This window comes from Bradyrhizobium ingae (assembly GCF_055791185.1).
On sequence record NZ_JBVUBB010000005.1, the window covers coordinates 78,646 to 96,439 of the forward strand.

Annotated in this window: 13 protein-coding genes; 6 read left to right on the forward strand and 7 right to left on the reverse strand. The window is 65.9% G+C overall.

The window, feature by feature from the left end; translation table 11 throughout:
- Positions 1 to 138 precede the first annotated feature (138 nt).
- The gene (locus ACV1FX_RS09510) at positions 139 to 606 is read left to right on the forward strand and encodes an acyl-CoA thioesterase (protein ID WP_473117291.1); all 468 of its coding nucleotides are present in this window, start codon (positions 139 to 141) and stop codon (positions 604 to 606) included.
- A gap of 85 nt (positions 607 to 691) precedes the next feature.
- On the opposite strand, the gene ACV1FX_RS09515 is transcribed toward ACV1FX_RS09510, so the two are convergent.
- The gene (locus tag ACV1FX_RS09515) at positions 692 to 1,012 is read right to left on the reverse strand and encodes a 2Fe-2S iron-sulfur cluster-binding protein (protein ID WP_473117292.1); all 321 of its coding nucleotides are present in this window, start codon (positions 1,010 to 1,012) and stop codon (positions 692 to 694) included.
- 195 nt (positions 1,013 to 1,207) lie between these two features.
- Positions 1,208 to 1,582, reverse strand: coding sequence for an Hpt domain-containing protein (locus ACV1FX_RS09520; RefSeq protein WP_473117293.1), 375 nt, complete (start codon positions 1,580 to 1,582; stop codon positions 1,208 to 1,210).
- Between the two features lie 398 nt (positions 1,583 to 1,980).
- Between ACV1FX_RS09520 and ACV1FX_RS09525 the strand changes: the two genes are divergently transcribed.
- Positions 1,981 to 7,647, forward strand: a complete 5,667-nt coding sequence (locus ACV1FX_RS09525) for an apolipoprotein A-IV repeat region-like domain-containing protein (protein WP_473117294.1) — start codon at positions 1,981 to 1,983, stop codon at positions 7,645 to 7,647.
- A gap of 146 nt (positions 7,648 to 7,793) precedes the next feature.
- On the opposite strand, the gene ACV1FX_RS09530 is transcribed toward ACV1FX_RS09525, so the two are convergent.
- Genes ACV1FX_RS09530 through ACV1FX_RS09540 form a run of 3 tightly spaced genes read right to left on the reverse strand, consistent with a single transcriptional unit; the run spans position 7,794 to position 10,604 of the window.
- Positions 7,794 to 8,681, reverse strand: a complete 888-nt coding sequence (locus tag ACV1FX_RS09530; RefSeq protein WP_473117295.1) for an MlaD family protein — start codon at positions 8,679 to 8,681, stop codon at positions 7,794 to 7,796.
- A gap of 16 nt (positions 8,682 to 8,697) precedes the next feature.
- Positions 8,698 to 9,468, reverse strand: coding sequence for an ABC transporter ATP-binding protein (locus tag ACV1FX_RS09535; protein WP_473117296.1), 771 nt, complete (start codon positions 9,466 to 9,468; stop codon positions 8,698 to 8,700).
- A gap of 2 nt (positions 9,469 to 9,470) precedes the next feature.
- On the reverse strand, positions 9,471 to 10,604 hold the full coding sequence (locus tag ACV1FX_RS09540; protein ID WP_473117297.1) for an MlaE family ABC transporter permease: 1,134 nt from the start codon (positions 10,602 to 10,604) through the stop codon (positions 9,471 to 9,473).
- Between the two features lie 138 nt (positions 10,605 to 10,742).
- On the opposite strand from ACV1FX_RS09540, the gene dgcA reads away from it, so the two are divergent.
- A complete protein-coding gene (gene dgcA, locus ACV1FX_RS09545) occupies positions 10,743 to 11,738 on the forward strand; it encodes an N-acetyl-D-Glu racemase DgcA (protein ID WP_473117298.1) in 996 nt (331 codons plus the stop codon).
- On the opposite strand, the gene ACV1FX_RS09550 is transcribed toward dgcA, so the two are convergent.
- Complete coding sequence (locus ACV1FX_RS09550; RefSeq protein WP_473117299.1) at positions 11,708 to 12,904, reverse strand: MFS transporter; 1,197 nt, start codon at positions 12,902 to 12,904, stop codon at positions 11,708 to 11,710. The two genes, dgcA and ACV1FX_RS09550, sit on opposite strands and share 31 nt — an antisense overlap.
- Positions 12,905 to 12,979: 75 nt before the next feature.
- On the opposite strand from ACV1FX_RS09550, the gene ACV1FX_RS09555 reads away from it, so the two are divergent.
- The 3 genes from ACV1FX_RS09555 to ACV1FX_RS09565 all read left to right on the forward strand — a co-directional run bounded on the left by ACV1FX_RS09555 (position 12,980) and on the right by ACV1FX_RS09565 (position 16,490).
- Positions 12,980 to 14,287, forward strand: a complete 1,308-nt coding sequence (locus ACV1FX_RS09555; protein ID WP_473117300.1) for a hypothetical protein — start codon at positions 12,980 to 12,982, stop codon at positions 14,285 to 14,287.
- 22 nt (positions 14,288 to 14,309) lie between these two features.
- A complete protein-coding gene (locus ACV1FX_RS09560) occupies positions 14,310 to 14,660 on the forward strand; it encodes an ADP-ribosylation/crystallin J1 (RefSeq protein ID WP_473117301.1) in 351 nt (116 codons plus the stop codon).
- Positions 14,661 to 14,795: 135 nt separating this feature from the next.
- Positions 14,796 to 16,490: a caspase family protein gene (locus ACV1FX_RS09565; RefSeq protein ID WP_473117302.1), complete on the forward strand. Its 1,695-nt coding sequence runs from the start codon at positions 14,796 to 14,798 to the stop codon at positions 16,488 to 16,490.
- A 157-nt stretch (positions 16,491 to 16,647) separates the two neighbouring features.
- Here ACV1FX_RS09565 and ACV1FX_RS09570 read toward each other — a convergent pair whose 3' ends face one another.
- Positions 16,648 to 17,631 carry a threonine/serine dehydratase gene (locus ACV1FX_RS09570; protein ID WP_473117303.1) on the reverse strand — a complete coding sequence of 328 codons (984 nt, stop codon included), beginning with the start codon at positions 17,629 to 17,631 and terminating at the stop codon, positions 16,648 to 16,650.
- Positions 17,632 to 17,794: the final 163 nt, after the last annotated feature.

Sequence of the window (17,794 nt, forward strand, 5' to 3'; positions counted from 1 at the left end):
ACGGAAAGGGCAGTTCCTGTCTAGCCAACAGGAACGGCCCAGGGAAGGCATAAAAGCATTGGCCGCCTGCCGGCAGGGCTACTTGCCGGGGCAGGATAACTGAGCTGTAACGGCGCAGGATATGACGGAGATCAACCGGTGAATGCACCAAGCCGCCTGGATTCAGCGCCGCGACTTGCGGATTTCCCCTATCGCCTCAGCGACAATGTGCGCTTCGGCGATCTCGATCCCAACCAGCACGTCAACAACGCGGTATACGCCACCTATTTCGAGACCGGCCGCGTCACGCTGATGAAGGACCCGAAGATCGGGCTGACACCGTCGGGGCTCGCCTGGATCATGGTGCGGCTCGACATCCATTTCCGCGCCGAGCTGCACTGGCCGGGCACGATCGAGCTTGGGCTCGGCGTCGTGAAACTGGGACGGACGTCGGTGACCTTCGAGCAGGTCGTGTTCTGCGAAGGCACATGCATTGCCTCCGCGATGTCGGTCGGCGTCCTCATCGACGAGGCCTCGCGGCGACCGACCCCTCTCACCGCCGAGGTCATCGAGAAGCTCAGACCCTGGCACAAGCGCGGCATCGAGGTCGCGTTGCCGAAGCTCTAGCAGCGCATGATCCGGACCCGGAGGGCCGCGTTAGCGCAAAGTGTGCAGCGGTTTTCCGAAGAGATGATGCGCCGCCAGGATGCCGTCAGGCCTGACGTTCCGGCGTCGACACCACCAGCCCGTCGAGCTCGTCGGACACCTTGATCTGGCAGGACAGGCGCGAGTTCGGGCGCACGTCGAAGCCGAAGTCGAGCATGTCCTCTTCCATCGGCGTCGGGCTGCCGACCTTTTCGCGCCAGGCTTCGTCGACATAGACGTGGCAGGTCGCGCAGGCGCAGGCGCCGCCGCATTCGGCCTCGATCCCGGGAATGGCGTTGCGGATGGCGCCTTCCATCACGGTCGCGCCGTTCTCGACGTCTACCGTGCGGGTTTCGCCCTTGTGATCGACATAGTGGATTTTGGCCATGTGTGCTCGTGCTGCCGGAGTCTTGGGAATGAGGGAGGGTCCGCGCTGTCCTATAACGGGTCGCTTGGCACCGCGCCATAGCGTTTTCGAGCGAAGTGAAGCCCGGTTCGCCTGAAGAAAACGCGTCAGAACAAGAGGCTTGAGCCCGGTTCTGATCACCTCAGAACTGGGCTTTGCAAAATCCTGGGATTGCGCTCAGGCGCGGCGCAGGATCGCCTCGATCGCTTCGCGGGCCTCTGCGACCGCCTCCTTCAGCACGGCGAAGGCGCGGGTCGGGTTGTCGCCGGTCCGGATCGCGCATTCGAGCTCAGCGGCGGCATCCGCCACCGCAAAGGCGCCGATCCCGCGCGCCGAGCCCTTCAGCTTGTGCGCCAGCGCGGATGCGTCTGCGGGAAGCGCCGCCATCGCCGAGATCAGCCGGCTCGACTGCTCCGCGAACATCGCGAGCACCTCGGATTCCAGCGTGGCATCCCCGAGGGTCATGCGCGCGAGATGGTCGAGATCGAGGGGGTCGAGCGGAGCAAGCGGCGGCGAGGGCATCCAGTCCATCCGTTGCAGATCTGGCGTCATGTGCGGGCCCCGGCATTACTGGCAACGCGCCAGTCCGGCGGCGAAGCTTTCGCACCCACCCAACCACGGAAATGGTTAATGGAACGTTAGACCTGTTTTACCCAATTCCGCCCGCATATTGACGAAAAGTTGCCGCAATCGACTAAGTTCCGTGGGGAAATTCATTTATTGCTAAGGCCTTACGGCCCGATCCTGTTAACGATGATTAAGATTGTCTTAATCGCGACCATTTCATTCGCTGCGCTCTGCCAATAGGATGTTGCGGAAATTGGCGGACAAGCCGTCCGGGGTGGAAGACGGCGATTGGATCCGCGCAAGCGGCATGAACCGGTCTGTGGGCTTGCGGAACACGCAGGCCTCGCGGGGACGTGTACAAGTAACGAGGGCTCAGACTGAACATGGCGAACACTCCCAAGAAGGTCAAAGACCCCACGGAAGTCGCGCTTTCTGCTATCCAGGAAGCCCTGAACATTAGCGATACGGCCGCTGATACCAGCCGCGCCTCTGCCGTGCGCACCGAGAATGTGCCTCCGATGCCGCCGGCGCCCCCCGCGTTCGACGAGCCGACCTTCGAGGCGCGCTCCGCCGCGACCGAGCGTCCGGTGTTCGACCCGATCGAGGAGCCGCGCACGCCCCGCCGGGCCGCCAATGACGACCGCGAGACCATCGGCCAGCTCCTGCAGGCGCTTCAGAAGGGCCGCCCTGCCCGCAGCGTCTACACCTTCGCAACCGTCTTCGCCGGCATCTGGCTTGCGGCCTGCGCCGCGCTGACCGTCGGCTTCCTGCCCTCGATCCATGCGGCGATGGGCCAGAGCGGCGGCGTGCTGGTGATCGCGGGCCTGGTCGCGATGTTCTTTGCGCCCATCATGCTGTTCTACTTCCTCGCGAGCCTTGTCTGGCGCGGCCAGGAAATGCGCATGATCGCGCAGGCCATGGCGCAGGTCGCGATCCGCTTCTCCGAGCCGGAAGGTTCGGCCTCCGATTCGATGGTCACCGTCGGCCAGGCCATCCGCCGCGAGGTCGCGGCGATGGGCGACGGTATCGAGCGCGCGATCGCGCGCGCCGGCGAGCTGGAGACACTGGTCGCGAACGAAGTCGCCGCCCTCGAGCGCGCCTATAGCGACAACGAAGTTCGCATCCGCGCCCTGCTCCAGGACATCGCGCATCAGCGCGACAACCTGGTCGGCCAGGCCGAGCAGGTCCGCAGCGCCATCTCCGGCGTGCAGATCGACCTGCGCCACGACATCGCACTGATCTCGGACGCGATCGCCTCGCGCGTCGACGAGGTCGCAAAATCCATCACCGGCGCCCTGGAAGAGCGCGGCGCCCACATCACGCAGGCGCTGAGCAACGCCGGCGACAACATGATCCTCGCGCTCGGCGAGCGCGGCGGCGACCTGCTCGACCGCCTCGAGGAAGCCAGCAACGAGACCACGCGCGCGGTGCTCGACGCCAGCGAGCGGCTGACCACCAGCCTCAACTTCAAGACCGGTCACGTCCACGACGAGTTCGTCGACCTCGCCGACCGCGTCCACGAGATGCTCAACGAGCGCATCGATCGCATCACCGGTGAATTCGAGCAGCGTTCGTCCGCGATCGTCGACGGCATCTCCGAGCGTACCGAGCAGGTCCACGACTCCCTGAAGAACTCCTCCGACTCGCTCCTGCTCGAGCTCGAGCTGCGCTCCAACGACCTGTCCGCCAAGATCGACGACGCCGGCAACCGCCTCGCCGGCCACATCATGACGAGCGGCGACAAGGCGAGCGATGCGCTCGATGCCACCGTCAACACGCTGGTCGCCAAGGTCGTGAGCCAGACCGAGACTGCGCACGACTCCCTGTCGTTGCAGATGAGCGCATTCGACGAGCTGGTGAAAAACCAGGGCGCCGACCTCGTGGAGAGGTTCGCCCGCGACTCCGGCACGCTGGGCGCGTTGATCACCCGCCACATCTCCGAGTTCGACCGCACGGTGAAGACCTTCGGCGGCGACATCGTCGAGCGGATGGGCCAGCGTACGGCCGACATTGCCGAGACATTGAAGAACTATGTCGACAATTTCGACACCCGCCTCACCTCGAACGGCGGCGAGATCACCGCGGCGCTCGACCAGCGCCTGGTGCAGTTCGAAACCACGCTCGGCGAGCGCGTCACCAATCTTGACGGCTCGCTCAACAGCAAGCTCGCCAACTTCGACGGTGTGATCCAAGGCCATATCAAGACCTTCGACGATCAGCTCGGCGGCCGGGTCGTCGCGCTGGAGCAGTCGTTCGACACGCGCTCGAAGTCCGTCACCGAGACGATCGACAACCGCCTCGGCGCGCTCTCGACGTCCTTGACCGATGGTGCATCGCAGGCGATCCAGTCGATCGACTCGCGCCTCACTCACCTCACGGCATCGCTGACCGACGGCGCGACCCAGGCGATCCAGTCGATCGACGCCCGCCTGACGCACCTGACCACGTCGCTGACGGGCGGCGCGGCGCACGCGCTGCAATCGATGGATACGCGCTTCACCGACCTCACGCTCTCGCTGACCAACACGGCGGCGCAGGCGGTGCAGTCGGTCGACTCGCGGCTGACGCTGCTGACCTCGACCCTGTCCGACGGCACCGCGCAGGCGATCGAAGCCGTCGACCGCCGCATCAGCGGGGTGACCGAGACGATCGATGGCCGCAGCTCGCTTCTCGCCAGCACGGTCGCCGCGCGCTTCCAGGAAATCCACCAGGCTATCGAGACCAAGGTCGGCTCGGTCGCCAACGACATCGACGTGCGCGTTGCGCAGTTCGAGGACCTGCTCGGCTCGCGGGTCGAAGCCGTGGCCGGCCGCATCGAGAGCAGCGGACGCCAGGCCAGCGACGACCTGATGTCGCGCGCGGAGATGATCTCCACCACCATCCGTTCGCATGTCGAGGACGCCGAACGCTCGCTGACCAACCTCGTGGTCAACACCAGCGAGACCATCCAGACCGGCGCCCGGACGGCCCAGCAGTCGCTGATGACCGTATCGTCCGACGTCAACGCTCAGCTCAAGGCGACCTCGTCCGACGTCAATGCGCAGCTCAAGCTGACCTCGTCCGAGGTCGAGCGCGCGCTGACCGCCGTCGGCACGGGTGCTGCGAACTCGATCCTGACCAGCGCCCGCGAGGCGCAGTCGACCCTGGTGTCCGCATCGGGCGAAGCCTCCAACCAGATCAAGTCCCTGTCGGCTGACGTCGAGCGCACCCTGTCGGCGGCCGGCTCGGCCACCGCGGCCTCGATCCTGGCCGGCGCACGCGAGGTGCAGACGTCCCTCATCACCGCCTCCTCCGATGCCGCCAACCACGTCAAGACGCTCACGGCCGACGTGCAGCGCTCGCTGTCGCTGGCGGGCAGCACGACGGCCGAAGCCATCACCGCCGGCGCGCGCGACGCACAGAGCACGCTGATCGCGGCCTCGACCGAGACGTCGAACCAGATCAAGGCGCTGTCCTCCGACGTGCAGCGCTCGCTCTCGATGGCCGGCACCTCGACGGCCGAGACGATCACGGCCGGCGCGCGCGAGGCGCAGAACACCCTCGTCACTGCGTCCTCGGATGCGGCGAGCCAGGTGAAGTCGCTTGCCGCCGAAGTGCAGCGCTCGCTGTCGCAGGCAGGCCAGTCGACCGCGGAGACGATCACGACCAGCGCCCGTGACGCGCAGAGCACCCTGCTCGCGGTCTCGGCCGAGCAGACCGGCCAGGTCAAATCGCTCGCCGCAGAGATGCAGCGTTCGCTGGCCATGGCCGGCGGCGCCACCATCGAGGCGCTCACGGTCGGCGTCCGCGACGCGCAAGGATCGCTCGTCACCGCCACTTCGGAAGCGGCAAGCCAGATCAAGTCGCTGTCTTCAGACATCGAGCGGACGCTCACCGCGGTCGGCGCCGATACCGCGTCGGCGATCCTCAACAGCGCACGCGAGGCGCAATCCTCGCTGACCGCAACGTCGGCTGATGCGGCAAGCCAGATCCGCGCGATCTCGACCGACATCGAGCGGGCGCTCGGCACGGCAACCTCGAACGCCACCAACGACATCCAGACCAGCGCGCTCAACGCGCAGAACGCGCTGATATCAGCCTCGAACGAGGCGAGCTCGCGGGTCAAGTCGAGCTCGGCAGACGTCGAGCGCTCGGTGCTCGCCGCCAGCGGCTCGTTCGGCCAGGCCATGACGGCCAAGACCGACGAGATCGTCACCTATGTGCAGCAGCAGGCCGACCGCCTGTCGAACCTGATCGACGCCAAGCGCGGCACGCTGGTGGACGCGATCGGCTCGAAGACCAGCCAGCTCACGCTCGACATCGACCGCGTCACTTCCGACGCGCTGAAGTCGATCGAGACGCGCGGCCAGGCGTTCTCGCAGTCGATGTCGGGCAACGGCAACGAGGTCGCACGCACCATCAACGCGGCCAGCGAAGTCGCGACCGGCGCGGTTAACAAGTCGCTCAGGGACCTCGAGCAGGCCTCGCGCGCGGCGATCGACCAGTCGCGCCAGGTCTCGATCGCGGCGGTCACCGAGATGCAGGAGACCAGCAAGATCCTGCGCACCGATACCGTCGCCCTGTTCGAGCGCCTGCGCGAAGGCAACATCCTCCTCCAGGAGGTGCTGACCGGAGCCCACGACAACCTCAACTCGCTCGAGCGTGCATTGGTGACCCGCGTTGCCGACTTCGTCTCGGCAATGAACGACGTCACCGCGCGCAATGGCGCTGCGACGCAGAACCTCGAAGAGCAGCTCAACGTCTTCAACACCAAGACCACGAAGGCGCTGGTCGACCTCGGCGAGCTCTCGACCCAGTTCGACGCGCACGGCAAGGCGCTCGTCGATGCCGCAGCCGTCGTCGAGCAGAGCAACAAGAACACCACCGCCTCGCTCGCCGAGCGCAAGCAGGCGCTGGAATCGCTGGTCACCACGATCGACCTGCGCACCGCCGATCTCGACCAGCGGCTGTCGCGCTTCACCGGCCTGCTCGATGAATCGCTTGCCGCGGCCGAGGAGCGCGCCCGCGACATCGCGCGCGTCGTCGCGGAAACCGCCGGCGCGGGATCTGCCGCGATCACCCGGCAGTTCGAGGCGGTGCGCGCGGCTTCCGAAGAGGAGCACCGCCAGACCATCGACGCCATGCACGACATCTATCGCCAGACCACCGACGAGGCGGACACGATGTTCAAGCAGTCGGCCGAGAAGTTCGGCAACCTCGTCGCCAGCATGAAGCAGATGGCGTTCGAGATGCACAACGAGCTGGAGGCCACCCGCAACGAGCTGCGCCGCGGCGTGCTCGAGATGCCGCAGGAGGCCGCCGAGAGCACCGCGCAGATGCGCAAGGTGATCGTCGACCAGATCGAGGCCCTCGCCGAGCTCAACCGCATTGTCGCCCAGCACGGCCGTGGCCTCGACGTCACGACCGCGGGCCGCGCCTCGGTTGCGCGTCAGGAAGAACCGATGCTGGCGACCGCCGTCAGCCGCGGCACCGAAACGCGCATGCGTGACACCGGCAGCGCGTCGACCTTGCCGCCGCCGGATCTCGGCGTGCCGGCCTCGCGCCGCACCGAGGCCCCGCCGGTCGCACCGGCCGGCAACGACCAGAGCCGCGACGGCTGGCTGTCGGACCTCTTGAACCGCGCCGATACCGGCCCGGCAGCTCCGGCGGGCCGAGAGGCACCGCGCGGCCGCCCGCCGCAGCCGCCGCCGGCGCAGGCCCCGCAAGGCAACAGCAATCCGCTGGAGTCGCTGTCGCTCGACATCGGCCGGCTGATGGACCGCAACCTCGCGGCCGAGATGTGGGACCGCTACCAGCGTGGCGAGAACAAGGCCTTCACCAAGCGCCTCTACACGCCCGCCGGCCAGAAGGCCTTTGACGAGGTCGCCCGCAAGTATCGCGCCGACCGCAACTTCAAGGGCACGGTCGACCGCTACATCGCCGAGTTCGAACGCCTGCTCGACGAAGTCGCCCGCGACGGCCGCAGCCCGCAGGAGCTGCGCAGCCACCTGACCTCGGAGACGGGCCTGGTCTACACCCTGCTCGCGCATGCGGCAGGACGGCTGGGATAAACGGCAAGGCTCTTCGAATAGCGAAATGAAAACGGAGGCCTCACGGCCTCCGTTTTTGTTTGAGCCCTCATTGAGGACAACGATCCACCACACATTCGATGTCGTACTGGCGTTCGCCAGGACGACGTCCGGGAAGCACTGTGCCGCTACTGCCGCTTGCGCTCGTTCGCGGGCGCGGGCGCGGGCTTCGGCGGCTCGGCCGGCGGCGGAGCCTGTTGCGCGCTGCTGTTGCTGGCGCCGAACAGGACGCGGGTCGGGTTGCGGTCGAAGTTGTTCACGGCGCGGCTGATATCGCCGAGGGTGCGGCGGCCGTCGGACATCAACGCGCCGGAGCGCTTGTCGAAATCATCGGCGAGCTCGCGGATCGACTTCACCGCCTGGAACAGCTCGCCGCCGTCCTTGCCGCCAGCCAGCGTGTTGAGGCCGAGCATGAGACTGTCGGCCTTCAGCATCACGCCGTCGACCTTGCCCATGACCGCGTCAATACGCTCGGAGTTGCGCGCGAGCGAGTTGGTGAACGTCTCGAGATTCTTCAGCGATTTCTTCACCGACTCCTGGTTGTCGGCGACGAGCTTGTTGATGTTCTGCAGCGTGCCGCGGATCGCTTCCGTGACGTCCTGGAGCTTGTTGGGATCGGCGGTCAGCGTCGGGATGCCGTCCTCGTCGAGCGGCGGCGCGGGGGCCGCCTCCTCGCCGCCCTTCAGCGAGATTGCGGCGACGCCGGTCAGGCCCTGGAATTCGAGGCCGACCAGGGTGTCCTTGCGGATCGGGGCGTTGTTCTCGACCATGGCGAGTGCGACAACCCGACGCGGGTTGTCGAGCTTCACCGAGACCACCTCGCCCACCCTGATACCGTTGAAATTGACGCTGCCGCCGTTGCGCAGGCCCGCCGCCGGGCCCTCGAACACGACGCGCAGAGGGCTGCGCTGCTTGGTGGTGTGCAGCGACTGGAACCACAGCACGAAGCCGATAGCCGCGGCGATCACCGCCAGCGTGAACGACCCGATCAGCACGTAATTCGCCCGCGTTTCCATGAAGTGCTCCGGATATTCAGCTCATGACCGCGCGGGCGCGCTTGCCATGGAAATACTGCCTCAACCAGGGGTGCTGCGAGGCCTGCATGTCGGCGATCGACCCTGCAGCAATGATCTTACCGTTCCCTAAAACGGCGATGCGGTCGCAAGCTGTATAGAGGCTGTCGAGGTCGTGCGTTACCATGAAAACGGTCAGCCCCAAAGTGCGCTGGAGCGTCCTCACCAGCTCGTCGAAATCGCCGGCGCCGATCGGATCGAGGCCCGATGTCGGCTCGTCCAGGAAGACGAGCTCGGGATCTAGCGCCAGCGCACGGGCCAGCGCGACACGCTTGACCATGCCGCCCGACAGCTCCGACGGGAAGCGCTCGGCGACCTCCGGCTTCAGGCCCACCATGGCGAGCTTGGCCATGGTGATCTCGTCCATCAGGCGCTGCGAGACCTTCAGATATTCGCGCATCGGAAACTGGATGTTCTGCCGGACCGTCAGCGAGGAGAACAGCGCCCCCTGCTGAAACAGCACACCCCAGCGCCGTTCGACGCCGCGGCGCTGCGAGCTATTGGACGAATCCAGATCCACGCCGAACACTTCGATACGGCCGGCAACTTTCGAGACGAGGCCGATGATGGTGCGCGTCAGCACCGACTTGCCTGCGCCGGAGGGGCCGACGAACCCGAGGATCTCGCCGCGCTTGACGTCGAGGTTCAGCCCGTCGAGGACGCGCGTCGACCCGAACTGCACGGTGATGTCGCGGACGCGGATGATGGGGTCCTGAATTTCGCCTACCATCATCACATCCCGATCGATGCAAAGAAGATCGCGAATACGCCATCCATGACGATGACGAAGAAGATGCCCTTCACGACCGAGGAGGTGGTGTGCTGACCCAGCGATTCCGCGCTGCCCTGCACGGCGAGGCCTTCGACGCAGGCGACGATACCGATCACCGCAGCCATCACCGGCGCCTTCACCATGCCGACGATGAAATGATCGATCGAGATCGCATCACGCAAGCGCAGCAGGAAGGCTTCGGGATCGACGCCGCCATACAGCCAGGCGACGAGCCCGCCGCCATAGAGCGCCGCCATCGCGCCGAGGAAGGCGAGGATCGGCAGCGCCAGCACCAGCGCCAGCATGCGCGGCAGCACCAGCACCTCGATCGGATCGAACCCCATGGTGCGCAGCGCGTCGATCTCCTCGCGCATCTTCATCGAGCCGAGCTCGGCGGTGTAGGCGCTGCCCGAACGTCCGGCGATCATGATCGCAACCAAGAGCACGCCGATCTCGCGCAGCACCAGCACGCCGAGCATGTCGACGACGAAGATGTCGGCGCCGAACCTGCGGAAATGGAAGATGCCCTGCTGCGCGATGATGCAGCCGATCAGGAATGTGATCAGCACGATGATGGGCACTGCGCGCCAGCAGACCTGCTCGAGATGATGCACGGTCGAGGTCAGGCGGAAGGAACGCGGACGGATCAGCACGCGACCGCTGGCTGCGAGCACCGCACCGAGCATGTCGACGAGATCGGTCACGGTCGAGGTGAGGCCGGCGACCCCGCGGCCGATCTGCTCCAGCATGCCCGTGATGGTGATAGCGCCCGTCTCGATGACCGGCGTCGCCTTGACCCGCCGCACCTCGTCGACGAGGCTCGAATAGTTGGCCGACAGCCCCGCGATCTGGGCCTCGACTGCGTCTTGCGTCAGGCTGCGGCGCAGCCGCTCGATCAGCCAGGCGCCGAAGGTGTCGAGCTTGGCGACTTCGGAGACGTCGATGAAGATGTTCGGCCCGCTGCCGGCGAGCTTCTCGGCGTCAGCCACCATCCGCTCGAGGGCCGGCGCGAAGCTCGCGGTCCATGTTCCCGTAGCGCAAAGTGCCAGCGCGTTGCCCTTGGCAATCCGCTCCAGCTTTGGATCGCCGTTCAAGATGTCCGCTCCCTGGCGAAGGGGTCGGATGAGAAGAGATGGTTGCGCACGCGCCCTGACCTTGAAGAAGGTATCCCCAACCAGCCATAGTTAGTTGCATCAGGTAACCAGCCGGTTCAGAAATTGCCAGAGTTCTAAATGACTTCCAGCAAACTTCCAATGTTGGTGGCGCGAATCGAGCGCTTCCCGATCGCAGGCCTCTTCACAATCAGCCGGGGCGCCAAGACCGAGGCCGTGACCGTCGTGGCGGAGGTGAGCCGGGGCGGCCTGACCGGACGCGGGGAATGCGTGCCCTACGCGCGCTATGGGGAGACCCCGGAGGCGACGCTCGGCGCGATCCAGGCCATGCAGGAGGCGATCGGCGGCGGACTGGACCGACGGGCCCTGCAGGCCGCGATGGCTCCGGGAGCGGCCCGCAATGCCCTGGATTGCGCCCTGATCGATCTGGAGGCCAAGGAGGCGGGCCTGCGGGCCTGGAACCTGCTCGACCGCCCGGTTCCAGTAGAACGCACCACCGCCTACACAATCTCGCTGGGGGCCCCTGAGGCGATGGCGGAGGCGACGGCGAAGGCCGCGCACCGCCCGCTCCTGAAGATCAAGCTCGGCGGCGAAGGCGACCCTGAAAGGATCGTCGCGGTGCGGAAGGCCGCTCCCGAATCGGAATTGATCGTCGACGCGAACGAAGCCTGGACGGTGGCCAACCTGGAGCGGAACCTTTCCGCCTGCGCCGAGGTCGGTGTCACCCTGGTGGAGCAGCCCCTGCCGGCCGGCCAGGACGAGGCGCTGGCCCGCATCAAGCGGTCGATCGCCGTCTGCGCCGACGAAAGCGTGCATGACCGCTCCTCGCTCGCGCCGCTGCGCGAGCGCTACGACGCCGTCAACATCAAGCTCGACAAGACCGGCGGCCTCACCGAGGCGCTCGCGATGGCCGATGCGGCGCGGGCGCTGGGTTTCGAGATCATGGTCGGCTGCATGGTCGCGACCTCGCTGTCGATGGCGCCCGCGATGCTGGTGACGCCGCAGGCGCGGTTCGTCGATCTCGACGGGCCGCTGCTCTTGGCAAGGGATCGCGATCACGGCTTGCGCTATGACGAGAGCCTTATCTATCCGCCCGACGCTTCGCTCTGGGGGTGAGCGAAGAGGCGATGCCGAGCAGTCCACATCAGCATAGCCCCCGTGCCGGCCATCGCGGCCATCAGGTAGTATAGCGCCTCGCCATAGCGCGCATAGATCGCACCCGACATGATCGAGGTCGTCGAGCTCAACAGCCCGCTGGTCGCCGCGTAATAGCCCTGCCCGCGCGCCATCTGATGCGCGGGCACGTGACGCACCAGGAGGTTCATGACTCCGACCTGGGTAAGGCCGAAGCTCAATCCATGCCCGAGTTGGACGAGCGCGAGCACTGCGACCGGCGGCTCCTGCGCCGTGATCGACCAGCGCACCACTGCGCTCACGCCGCCGATCACCACCAGCAGCGAGGGATGCAGCGAAAGCCGCGGCGACACCGCAAAGACGATGATCTCCGCGAACACGCCGAGCGCCCACAGGCCGGCGATGGTCAGCCCGCCGAGCCCGTGAGCCTGCCAGTTGATCGAGGCGAAGGTGTAGTAGGCGGTATGGCTGCTCTGGATCAGCGCCGCCGACACGACGATCGCGAGGAAGCTCGCATCGCGCAGCAGGCGCTTGCCGCCATGGGCGGCTGCGCTCTTTCGTCGCGACTCATCCAGCGGCTGGAGCGAAAGGCCGGTGTAGGCCGTGAGCGCCGCAAGCGCGACGATGATCCAGATCAGTTCGCGCGCGGCGATCAGGTCGACCAGGAGCCCGCAGGCGAGCGCGCCGGCGATGAAGGCCACCGAACCCCACAGCCGCAGCGGCCCATAGTCGAGATTGTAGCTGGTAACGCCGCGCAGCGCATAGGCATCCGTCAGCGGCAGCAGCGGCGTCCAGAAGCAGCAGGTGGCGATATAGAGCAGCAGCACTGGCAGCGGCTGATGCTGCGTCCCGACCAGCGCAAAACCGATCGCCGACGCGAACGCGGTCAGGATCAGTGCCGCGCGCACGGCCTGGCGCCGCTCGGCGAAGCCGGTCACGAAAGGCAATGTGGTGAAGCGCGTCACCGCAGGGACGGCACCGATGATTCCGATCCAGGCCGACTCGATGCCGACCGCCTTCAGCCACACCGTGAAGAAGGGCAGATGCGTGCCGAGGACGGCGAACGAAACGCTGTAGAACAGCGCCAGGCGCACGGCGAATCGCCTGCGCTGCGCTGCTGCGATGGGGATTTGTGATTCGGTCAGCATCAAACCAATTGCGATTCGGACGATATCGTGGTGATCGTTACTGTAACGCGCACTGATTTGCGCGACGAGATTGCCATGGCCACTGAAGCATTCGCCCTCTCGCCTATGTCTGCCCGCGCGGCCGAGCCGAACGAGCAGGACTACGATGCGATCCGCGAGGCCTTCATGGAGACCGCGCGCGGCCGCTGGTTCCTCGGCGAATACGCCAAGCGCAACCGCAACGCCGATACGCGCATGGTGCTCGATGCGGTCGCAAAAATCGAGGAAACCCTTGCAGCACAGCGCCAACCGGTCGTCGAGGATCGGCTGCCTGAGGCACTCGTAGCGATCCGCCGCGCCATCCGCGAGGCCGAGACGATCGCGATTGCGGCCGTCGATCCCACCCTGATCGAGACCAGCCTCGGGCCGATTAACCGCGGTGTGCGCATCATCAAGGAGATCTCCTGGCGCTGGCGCGAGATTGGCGCCGACGGGCGAATCTGCGACCTGATTGATTCGCAGCTCGCGGCCATCGAGGCCGCCTGCGGTCAGACGTCGACCATCGACCCCCGCACCGACCTCAAGGCCGCCTTCGATCTGCTCAGGGACCACATCGAGCGGGTCGAAACGGGGGACAGTGCAGCGACTCAAGCCCCACCTGCACCGGCGCCCGAGATGGTCGCGATGGCGGACGCCGAGATGGCGATGTCGGCAAGCGAGCCATCCGCAGCGGCGGTGCCGCAGGAGGTCGCTGCCGTCGCGGAGCCCGAGGCCAGTGCTGCCGCGGCCGATGTCGCCGAGGAGATGGCCATCAACGAGACGATGGACGTTGCCGGCGAGCCCGAGCTGGCAGAGCTCGCCGAACGCCGCGCAGCGGTCGACGCGAGCGCTGCCGAGCCTTCTGCCATTGCGGAGGTCGCCGACGAGCTTCCGTTCGATGCCGCAGCCGAGGCGGAAGACGACGCCATTCTCGAGCGGATCGCGATGGAGATGGCCGCGCCCGATCCGGAGTTCGACGAGGCAATTGCCGAGCCTGCGGAAGTTGCAGCCCCTGTCGAGGCGCCCGTCGCCGCCGAGCAAGTCTCGTCCGAGACGCCCTTGCCGGAGCCGGTCTTGCAAGAGCCAGCTTTGGCCGAGCCGATCGCAACCGAACCGGTCGCGGCATTCGAGCCCGCCGTCGCGATCATGGAGCGTCCAGCAATGGTCGAAGCCCAGATCTCTCTGCAGGCTACGGCCACCCTACAGGCATCGCCCCTTCCCATGCCTTCGCCGCTGCCGGAGCCGTCACTCGGCGCAACCATTCTTGCGAGCGGCATGCTGCAAAAGCCCAGCGCACCCGCCAACGATCCGCTGGCCCCGATCCGCCGCATGACCCAGGCCGAAAAGATTGCGTTCTTTTCGTAGCGGGCACACGCATCCAGCAACAATGGTAGCCGACGACACCCTGACCCTGTGGCGTCCCGTGGGACCAAAGGAGCTTGAGCTGATCCAGCAAGCAGGAATGCGTGCCTTCCCGCCGCGCCTGCCGGACCAGCCAATTTTCTACCCGGTATTGACTGAGGACTACGCGATCAAGATCGCGCGTGACTGGAATGTCCCAGCGAGTGGCGCAGGCTTCGTGACGCGATTTCGGATCAAGCGGAGCTACATCGACAGGTACGACGTCCGGGAAGCCGGCGGTCGCTCCCATTTGGAGTACTGGATCCCCGCAGACGACCTTGACGCATTCAACGCCGCCATTGTCGGCCCGATCGAGGTCGTCAGGAGCTTCCCTTAGCCAAGGCCGGTTCCATGCGTGACCCAGATCACATCCGGCGTCCGGGGTAACCGACATCGCGTGCCCTCCCCTGAACGTAGTCCAGCTTTCCCGCAACCAATCTCACATCGAGGTTAGCCCCGAGGGAGCGCGCTCATGTTCCGTTTGAAATCTTTCCTGATGTATGCGGGCCTGCTCGGGAGCCTGTTCGGCTTCGCGTGCAGTCCCGCCCTCGCCCAGACCGCAATCGTCGAGCAGGGCAATGCCGCCCCTGGCGCGCTGCAAGGCCCGGAGCAGCGAGTTGCGCTGGTGATCGGCAATTCCAACTACCAGAACGCTCCACAACTGGCGAATCCCGACAATGACGCACAGTCGATGGCGCAATTCCTCAACTCGGCAGGCTTCGAGGTGATTTCCGCGACCGACCTGACCCAGAGCGACATGCTCAGGGTAGTGCAGGACTTTTCCGCCAAGGTCGCCTCGCGCGGGCCCAACACCGTGGCGATGGTCTACTACGCCGGCCACGGCGTGCAGCTTGCCGGCGAGAACTATCTCGTGCCGGTCGACGCCAAGATCTCGAACCCGACCGAGTTCGTCAACAACTCGGTGCGACTGGTCGATGTGATGTCGACGCTGGAGACGATCCCGAGCCGCATGCGCATCGTCATTCTCGATGCCTGCCGCAACAATCCGTTCCCATCCCTGATCGATGCCAATCGGGGCCTTGCCATCGTCGATGCGCCGAATGGCTCGATCGTCGGCTATTCGACCGCGCCCGGTGCGGAAGCACTGGACGGCAGAGGCAGCCACAGCCCCTACACCCAGGCCTTCCTGAACGTCGCGCGTGAACCGAACGTGCCGATCGAGCAGCTGTTCAAGCGGGTGCGGCTGGAGGTGAACCACACCACAGACGGCCAGCAGACGCCCTGGGAAAGCTCGTCGCTGACGTCTGACTTCTATTTCTTCGGCGACACCGCGGTCGCCGCCAACCGTGCGCCCGTGAAGGCGCCGGTCGTGCAGACGGCGTCCAACCTGCCAAGCCGCTCCGCGCGACAAGCCTACGACTACGTGCTCTCCGAGGGCCAGCCGCAGTACTATCAGGAGTTCATCGAGATGTATCCGCACGACCCGCTGTGCGACCACATCCGCAGGCTGCTCGCCAACCTCTTGATGGCGGAAGCCTGGCACAAGGCCGTTCTTGCCAACTCGCCGCTTGCCTACAAGAACTTCTACGACAGTTATGCGAGCAGCGCCTATGCAACGCCGGCATTGAAGCTCCAGATCGAGCCGAAGCAGATCCCGCTGATGCAGGCGACGCATTTCCTCGCTCCGCAGACCATCGCACCGACGCTGAAGCTCGGCAATCTCGGCCCGACCAAGTACATCCCGCTTGTCCAGCAGGCCAACGGCGGCCAGATCGGCACGCCGCCTTCCAACAACCAGCCGAACACCACGCCGTCGCAGCTCCCGGGAAAGATCGTCACCCTGCCCGCGCCGACCAACGGCACGACCAGCAAAGGCACCGTCGGCAAGATCGTGACCATGCCGGTGACCACCGTGGGCAAGGCCGGCTTGAACGTCGACGCAAAAGATATCGACGTGAAGACCAATGCCATCCAAACCCAGAACCAGCCGATCCGCACCGGCAACGGCAATAGCGGTATCGTCAAGCAGAACAACAATCCGCCGAACAACGCCCAGGTGCAGACCAACCGTCCGCAGCTCAATACGACGCCGAACCGGACGGGCGGCGGCGCGACGAACACCAAGTTCAAGCCGCGATATGCCCAGACGATGAATCAGGCACCGGCCAACGCCGGCATGAAGCGCCGCGTCAGCCTCATGCACTGATCACCGCTGACCTCAGCAACAACGACGAGGGGCGGAGCACCGATGCTCCGCCCTCTCCATGTCAGGAGCGCGCATGTAAACTATGAATCCCGGCTTTCACCTCTCCCCAGCGGGGAGAGGTGAACAGGGCCTTCGGCTCACTCCAACCGACGAAGAATCAGGCCACGAGCTCGGCAAACAAATCGGCATCGACGTTGCCGCCCGAGAGCACGATGACGACGTTCTTGCCGGCAACATCGAGGCGACCTGCGAGCAGCGCGGCGAGCCCAATGGCGCCGCCGGGCTCGACCACCAGCTTCAGTTCGCGATAGGCGAAGGCCACCGCCGCGCCGACCTCCGCATCGGAGGCGGTGACGCCGCGCGACAGCAGCTTGCCGTTGATGGCGAAGGTCATCTCGCCGGGGATCAGCGCCATCAGCGCGTCGCAGATCGTCCGCCCGGCGGGCGCATGCGCCTCGCGGTGACCTGCGGCAAGCGAGAGCTTGTGATCGTCGAATGCTTCGGGCTCGGCTACGACGAGCTGGGCCTGCGGGTAGCGCGCCTTCACTGCGGTCGCGACGCCCGCGATCAGGCCACCGCCTGAAGCCGGCGCCACCACGATGTCGGGCGCAATGCCGAGCGCTGCCATGTCCTCGGCGATCTCGCGGCCTGCAGTGCCCTGCCCTGCGATGACGAAGGGATCATCGTAGGGCCTGACCAGCGTCGCACCGCGCTTCTCGGCGATGCTGCGCGCGATCGCCTCGCGATCGTCGCGGTCGCGATCGTACAGCACGACCTCGGCGCCGTAGGATTTGGTGCGCTCGCGCTTGGAGAGCGGCGCATCCGACGGCATCACGATGGTCGCCTGCATGTCGAGGATCTTTGCCGCGGCCGCCACGCCCTGGGCGTGATTGCCCGAGGAAAACGCGACCACGCCGCCGCTGCGTTTGTCCTGCGGTATGGAGGACACCTTGTTGAAGGCGCCACGGAACTTGAACGAGCCGGTCCGTTGCAACATCTCCGGCTTCAGGAACACTTTTGCGCCGACCCGCTCATTGAGCACGGGGAAGGACAAAAGCGGGGTACGGATGGCGAAGGGCGCGATCACGCGCGCTGCGGCATCAATGTCGGCAGGTCCGACCGGGAGGGGCTGGTCCGTCATGGACAATTTGTATCCCGGCCGCCGACGGCTGGGAAGACACTGCCACGTGAGGGTAGAGCATGATCCAGAAAAGTGTAAAGCGGTTTTCCCTCGCGACAAACGCGGAACGCGTTTGCGCGGAGATCATGCTCAAACAGTAACCTAAAGCGCGATGACCATCGTT

Bases quoted from the DNA above. Each gene is read 5' to 3' on its own strand.
- ACV1FX_RS09560 (WP_473117301.1), top strand. From the start codon at position 14,310: ATGGTAGCCGACGACACCCTGACCCTGTGGCGTCCCGTGGGACCAAAG.
- ACV1FX_RS09550 (WP_473117299.1), bottom strand. From the start codon at position 12,904: ATGCTGACCGAATCACAAATCCCCATCGCAGCAGCGCAGCGCAGGCGA.
- ACV1FX_RS09570 (WP_473117303.1), bottom strand. From the start codon at position 17,631: ATGACGGACCAGCCCCTCCCGGTCGGACCTGCCGACATTGATGCCGCA.
- ACV1FX_RS09525 (WP_473117294.1), top strand. From the start codon at position 1,981: ATGGCGAACACTCCCAAGAAGGTCAAAGACCCCACGGAAGTCGCGCTT.
- dgcA (WP_473117298.1), top strand. From the start codon at position 10,743: ATGACTTCCAGCAAACTTCCAATGTTGGTGGCGCGAATCGAGCGCTTC.
- ACV1FX_RS09565 (WP_473117302.1), top strand. From the start codon at position 14,796: ATGTTCCGTTTGAAATCTTTCCTGATGTATGCGGGCCTGCTCGGGAGC.
- ACV1FX_RS09515 (WP_473117292.1), bottom strand. From the start codon at position 1,012: ATGGCCAAAATCCACTATGTCGATCACAAGGGCGAAACCCGCACGGTA.
- ACV1FX_RS09535 (WP_473117296.1), bottom strand. From the start codon at position 9,468: ATGGTAGGCGAAATTCAGGACCCCATCATCCGCGTCCGCGACATCACC.
- ACV1FX_RS09520 (WP_473117293.1), bottom strand. From the start codon at position 1,582: ATGACGCCAGATCTGCAACGGATGGACTGGATGCCCTCGCCGCCGCTT.
- ACV1FX_RS09555 (WP_473117300.1), top strand. From the start codon at position 12,980: ATGGCCACTGAAGCATTCGCCCTCTCGCCTATGTCTGCCCGCGCGGCC.
- ACV1FX_RS09530 (WP_473117295.1), bottom strand. From the start codon at position 8,681: ATGGAAACGCGGGCGAATTACGTGCTGATCGGGTCGTTCACGCTGGCG.